Consider the following 5,784-nt stretch of genomic DNA (forward strand, 5'->3'; position numbering starts at 1 on the left):
TGCAGGGCGCGACGGACGGGTGGGAGCTGGCGCTGCGGGAGCTGGCCAAGGGCGAGGACTTCACCGCCGAGGCGCGGGAGCTGGGGCGGGCCACCGCCGAGGTGCACACCGCGCTGGCCCGTGCGCTGCCCACGGTCACCCTGGGCCACAGCCGGCTGCGGGCCATGGTCGCCGGCATGACCGNNCCCTGGACGACCTGGCCGCCGAGGGGCGGACCTGGACCGCCCAGCGGGTGCACGGCGACCTGCACCTCGGCCAGTGCCTGCGGTCCCCGTCCGGGGACTGGTCGCTGATCGACTTCGAGGGCGAACCGGCCCGGCCGCTCGCCGAGCGGCGGATGCCGCAGCCCGCGGTCCGGGACGTGGCCGCCATGCTGCGGTCCTTCGACTACGCGGCCCGCTCCGCGGACCCGCCGCGGCCGGACTGGGCCGAGCACTGCCGGGCGGCGTACTGCTCCGGCTACGCGGAGGCGGCGGGCACGGATCCGCGCACCGATCCCGTGATGCTGCGCGCGTACGAGACGGACAAGGCCGTCTACGAGGTGCTGTACGAGGCCCGGCACCGGCCCCAGTGGCTCCCGGTCCCGTTGGCGGCGGTGCGCAGACTCGCCGGACCCGACCGGCCCTGACCCCATCCCGATCTTCCACCAGGAGGCTCCGTCCGTGACCCCCCGCCCCGAGTCCAGCGGTTCGCATCCGGAGCGGCCGGCCGAGCAGCGGCCCGCCGAGCCGGCGGCGCCCGCGCGGAAGAAGAAGCCCGCGGCAGCCGAGGCGCTGTCCGAGAAGGGCGCAGCGAAGAAGAACACCGGGAAGAAGGCCGGGAAGAAGGCCGGCGTGCGCAAGGGCACGGCCGGGAAGGGCGTGCCGACGAAGAGGGTGCCGAAGCAGGGCGGGACCGGGAAGGCCGGGAAGGCCGAGGCCGTGCGGGCCTCGGGAGCGGGTCCGGCGGCCGGGCGGTCCGCTCCGCCGGAGGCCGGGCCCGCGGCCTCCCCCGCGCTCGGACCCGCGGACCGGGAACGGCTGCTGGACGGCACGCACCACGACCCGCACGCGGTGCTGGGCGCGCACCCGGTGCCCGGCGGGGTCGCCTTCCGGGTGTTCAAGCCGTACGCCCTGGCCGTCACCGCGGTCGCGGGGGACCTCACCGTCGAGCTGCACGACGACGGGGACGGGTTCTTCTCGGCGCTGCTGCCGCTGCGGGAGGTCCCGGCGTACCGGCTGCTCGTGACGTACGAGGGGACGGTGCGGGAGGTCGAGGACGCGTACCGGCTGCTGCCCACGCTCGGTGAGCTGGACCTGCACCTGATCGGCGAGGGACGGCACGAGGAGCTGTGGACGGTGCTCGGCGCGCACCCCATGACCCATCAGGGGGTGACCGGCACCCGGTTCGCGGTGTGGGCGCCGAACGCGCGCGGGGTGCGGGTGGCGGGCGGCTTCAACTTCTGGGACGGCACCGGGCACCCCATGCGGTCGCTGGGGTCCTCCGGGGTGTGGGAGCTGTTCGTGCCGGGGGTCGGGGAGGGCGAGCTGTACAAGTTCGACATCGCCCGGCCCGACGGTTCGAGGACGCTGCGCGCCGACCCGATGGCGCGGCGCACGGAGGTCCCGCCGGCCACCTCGTCCGTCGTCACGTCCTCCGGGTACGTGTGGGGGGACGCCGAGTGGCTGGCGCGCCGCGCCGAAACGCCCGCGCACGAGGCGCCGTTCTCGGTGTACGAGGTGCATCTGCCGTCCTGGCGCCCGGGCCTGACCTACCGTCAGCTGGCGGAGCAGCTGCCCGCGTACGTCGCGGACCTCGGGTTCACGCACGTGGAGCTGATGCCGGTCGCCGAGCACCCCTACGGCCCGTCCTGGGGCTACCAGGTCACCGGGTTCTACGCGCCCACGGCCCGCCTGGGCACTCCGGACGACTTCAGGTACCTGGTCGACGCCCTGCACCGGGCCGGGATCGGGGTGATCATGGACTGGGTGCCGGCCCACTTCCCGCGGGACGAGTGGGCGCTGGCCGAGTTCGACGGACGGCCGCTGTACGAGCACGCGGATCCGCTGCGGGCGGCCCACCCCGACTGGGGGACCCTGGAGTTCGACTTCGGGCGGCGCGAGGTGCGCAACTTCCTGGTCGCCAACGCCGTCTACTGGTGCGAGGAGTTCCACATCGACGGACTGCGCGTGGACGCCGTCGCCTCCATGCTGTACCTCGACTACTCGCGCGAACCGGGCCGGTGGACGCCGAACGAGCGCGGCGGCCGGGAGAACCTGGACGCGGTGGCGTTCCTGCAGGAGATGAACGCGACCGTGTACCGCAGGGTGCCCGGTGTGGTGACGGTCGCGGAGGAGTCCACGGCCTGGGACGGCGTCACCCGGGCCACCCACCACGAGGGCCCGAGCGGTTTCGGCGGACTCGGCTTCGGGCTGAAGTGGAACATGGGCTGGATGCACGACTCGCTGCGGTACATGAGCCACGAGCCGGTCCACCGCAGGCACCACCACCACGAGATGACCTTCTCGATGGTGTACGCCTACAGCGAGAACTACGTCCTGCCGATCTCCCACGACGAGGTCGTGCACGGCAAGCGGTCCCTGGTGTCGAAGATGCCCGGCGACTGGTGGCAGCAGCGCGCCGGCCTGCGCGCCTACCTCGGCTTCATGTGGGCCCACCCCGGCAAGCAGCTGCTCTTCATGGGACAGGAGTTCGCGCAGGGCGCCGAGTGGTCCGAACAGCACGGCCCGGACTGGTGGCTGCTGGACCCGGCCTACGGCGCCGAGGCCGACCACCGCGGGGTGCGCGACCTGGTGCGCGACCTCAACACCGTGTACCGGCACACCCCCGCGCTGTGGCGGCTGGACACCGAGCCCTCCGGTTTCCGGTGGGTGGCCGGGGACGCGGCCGAGGACAACGTGGTGGCGTTCCTGCGGTACGACCGGGACGGCACCCCGCTGCTCGCGGTCTCCCACTTCGCCCCGGTCGTCCGGCACGACTACCTGATCGGCGTCCCGGACGACGTGCCCGCCTGGCACGAGGTGCTGAACACCGACGCGGCCCGCTACGGCGGCGGCGACGTGGGCGGGGCCGGCCCGGTCAAGCCGGAGCCGCAGGGGCGGCACGGGTTCCCGGCGAGCGTCCGGCTGACCCTGCCGCCCCTGGCGACGGTCTGGCTGCGCCCGGCCTGACCGGCGGACGGCCGGCCGGGCCGGGGGGGCCGGGCGGTCAGGCGGTCAGGCGGACGGGGAACCGGGCGGGCGCTGCGCCAGGGTGCCGGCCAGCGGCTCCGGCAGCGGACCGGTGTGCAGGACGCCGAGCCGCTGGGTGGCGCGGGTCAGCGCCACGTAGAGGTCGCTGGTGCCGTAGCGCCCCGGTTCGGCCACGAGGACGGAGTCGAACTCCAGGCCCTTGGCCTGCCGCGGGTCGAGCAGCACGACCCGCCGCGTCAGGTCCGGTTCGGCGCCCGCCGTCACTCCGTCCAGCCGGGCGGCCAGGGCGCGGTGCAGGTCGCGCGGGGCGATGACGGCGAGCCGGCCCGCCGGGGCGCCGTCGGGGCCGGACGCGTCCCGGGGCCCCGGGGACCCGGCGGTGAGTTCCGCGACCGCCTCGGCGACGGCGCCGGGCAGGTCGTCGGTGGCGCGGGCCCAGGGGCGGACACCGGTGGAGCGGACCGAGCCGGGCGGTTCGAAGCCGGGGTGCTCGGCGCGGACCACGGCCGCCGCGACGTCCATGATCTCGGCCGGGGTGCGGTAGTTGACGCCGAGCCGGGTGTGCTCCCAGCGGTCCTCGACGTACGGGGCGAGGATGTCCTCCCAGGAGCCGACCCCGCCCGCCTCCGACGTCTGCGCGGGATCGCCGACCAGCGTCATCGAGCGGGTCGGGCTGCGCCGCATCAGCAGCCGCCAGGCCATCGGCGACAGTTCCTGCGCCTCGTCGACGATGATGTGCCCGAACGCCCAGGTGCGGTCGGCGGCGGCCCGTTCGGCGGCGCTGCGGTGGTCCTCCTCCTCGTGCCGCTCGGCGAAGCGTTCCGCGTCGATGATGTCGTGCGCGGACAGCACCTCGGAGGACTCGGGGTCGCCCTCCTCCTTGTCCTCGAACTCGAAGGTCCGCGACGCGTACGACACGTCCAGGACGCCCTGGGCGTACGCGATCTGCGTCCGCCGCTCCCGGTCGGCCCGCTCGCGCACCCACCGGTCGTCCTCGCCGAGGAGTTCGGCGGCCTCGTCGAGCAGCGGCACGTCGGCGACGGTCCAGTGCCGGGTCACCGGGCGGCGCACGGCGGCGGCGTCCTCGGCCGGCAGGAACTCCTCGGGGGCGGCGAGGAAGTCGGCGACCAGCCGCTGCGGGGTGATCCGGGGCCACAGCCGGTCGATGGCGGACCACACCTCGGGGTTCTCGGCGAGCTCGTCGCGGATCTGGGTGACGTCGCTGGGGTCGAGCAGGTTGGTGCCGTCGTACGGGTCGGTGCCGATGCGTTCGGCGAGCATGTCGGTGAGCGCGTTGAGGATGTGGCCCTCGAAGTACTCGCGCGACGCGTTGTGCGGCAGCCTGGCGGCGCGGGTGCGTTCGCGGGCGACCCGCACCAGGCCGTCGTCGAGCATGAGGACCTCGCGGTCGTGCTCGATGGTGATGACCGGGTCGGGCAGCGTCTGCCGGCTGCGGACGACCTCGGCGAGGACGTCCGCCATGCCGGCGCGGCCCTTCACGGCGGCGGCCCCGGGGGTGTCCGCCCGGGTGGTCCTCACGCCGGGGAACAGCTCGCCGACGGTCGCGAGCAGCACCCCGGTCTCGCCGAGGCTGGGCAGCACCTCGCCGATGTAGCCGAGGAACGCCGGGTTGGGGCCGACGATCAGGACGGCGCGGCGGGCCAGCAGCTCGCGGTGCTCGTAGAGGAGGTAGGCGGCGCGGTGCAGGGCCACGGCGGTCTTGCCGGTGCCGGGGCCGCCCTCGACCACCAGCACGCCGCGGTGCGGGGCGCGGATGATGCGGTCCTGGTCGGCCTGGATGGTGCGGACGATGTCGCCCATGCGGCCGGTGCGCGCGGAGTTGAGCGCGGCGAGCAGCACGGCGTCGCCGGTCGGGTCCTCGTGGCCGGTGCGGGTCTCGTCGCCGAGGTCGAGGATCTCGTCGTGCAGGGCGGTGACCGTGCGCCCCTCGGAGGTGATGTGCCGGCGGCGCCTCAGCCCCATCGGGGTGTGGCCGGTGGCCAGGTAGAACGGGCGGGCGACGTCGGCGCGCCAGTCGATGAGGACGGGGGTGCGCTCGGCGTCGTCGGCGCGCAGGCCGATCCGGCCGATGTGGTGGGTGGCGCCGGAGGAGAGGTCGATGCGGCCGAAGCACAGCGAACCGTCCACCGCGTTCAGCGCCGCGAGCAGCCCGGACCGCTCGGCGACGAGGATGTCCCGCTCCAGCCTGGCCTGCATGGGCGTGTTCCCCTGTCCGAGCGCGTCCGTGAGGGACCCCTCGGCGTCACCGCGCAGGGCGTCCACACGTGCGTACAGTCCGTCGATGAATTCCTGTTCCTGTCGGAATTCACGGTCCGGATATGCGCTGTTTGACAATTCGGCTCCCGCCCGGATATACTGTGCTCACTTAACTTCTTTGCGACTCCTCCTTATTGAAGTCGCGAGTCAATGAATATACGCAGAAGAAACCCCCGGGTGCAATGACCCGGGGGTTTTTCCGTGAGGTGCCGGCCCGCCGATTCGCCCGCCGGGGAACGCGCACCCCGGCGCCGGCTTCGGGGCGGGACGGGGCGGGCGGATCCGAGCGGAAAAGGGCCGAGCGGCCGGGCTCACG

2 protein-coding genes and 2 pseudogenes are annotated in these 5,784 nt (G+C 74.1%); 3 read left to right on the forward strand and 1 reads right to left on the reverse strand.

Annotated features, from left to right (window positions below; genetic code table 11):
* The 3 genes and pseudogenes from AOK18_RS34505 to glgB all read left to right on the forward strand — a co-directional run.
* Nucleotides 1–183, forward strand: a pseudogene (locus AOK18_RS34505) (maltokinase N-terminal cap-like domain-containing protein); the annotation flags it as partial.
* A gap of 2 nt (nt 184–185) precedes the next feature.
* Nucleotides 186–628: pseudogene (locus AOK18_RS34510) on the forward strand (maltokinase N-terminal cap-like domain-containing protein); the annotation flags it as partial.
* Nucleotides 629–920: 292 nt separating this feature from the next.
* On the forward strand, nt 921–3,170 hold the full coding sequence (gene glgB / locus AOK18_RS20655; protein ID WP_420865632.1) for a 1,4-alpha-glucan branching enzyme: 2,250 nt from the start codon (nt 921–923) through the stop codon (nt 3,168–3,170).
* Between the two features lie 45 nt (nt 3,171–3,215).
* Here glgB and AOK18_RS20660 read toward each other — a convergent pair whose 3' ends face one another.
* Complete coding sequence (locus AOK18_RS20660) at nt 3,216–5,564, reverse strand: HelD family protein (protein WP_079105114.1); 2,349 nt, start codon at nt 5,562–5,564, stop codon at nt 3,216–3,218.
* Nucleotides 5,565–5,784 lie beyond the last annotated feature (220 nt).

The sequence above is a fragment of the Streptomyces prasinopilosus genome (genome assembly GCF_001419695.1).
GTDB classification, from domain to species: Bacteria; Actinomycetota; Actinomycetes; order Streptomycetales; family Streptomycetaceae; genus Streptomyces; species Streptomyces prasinopilosus.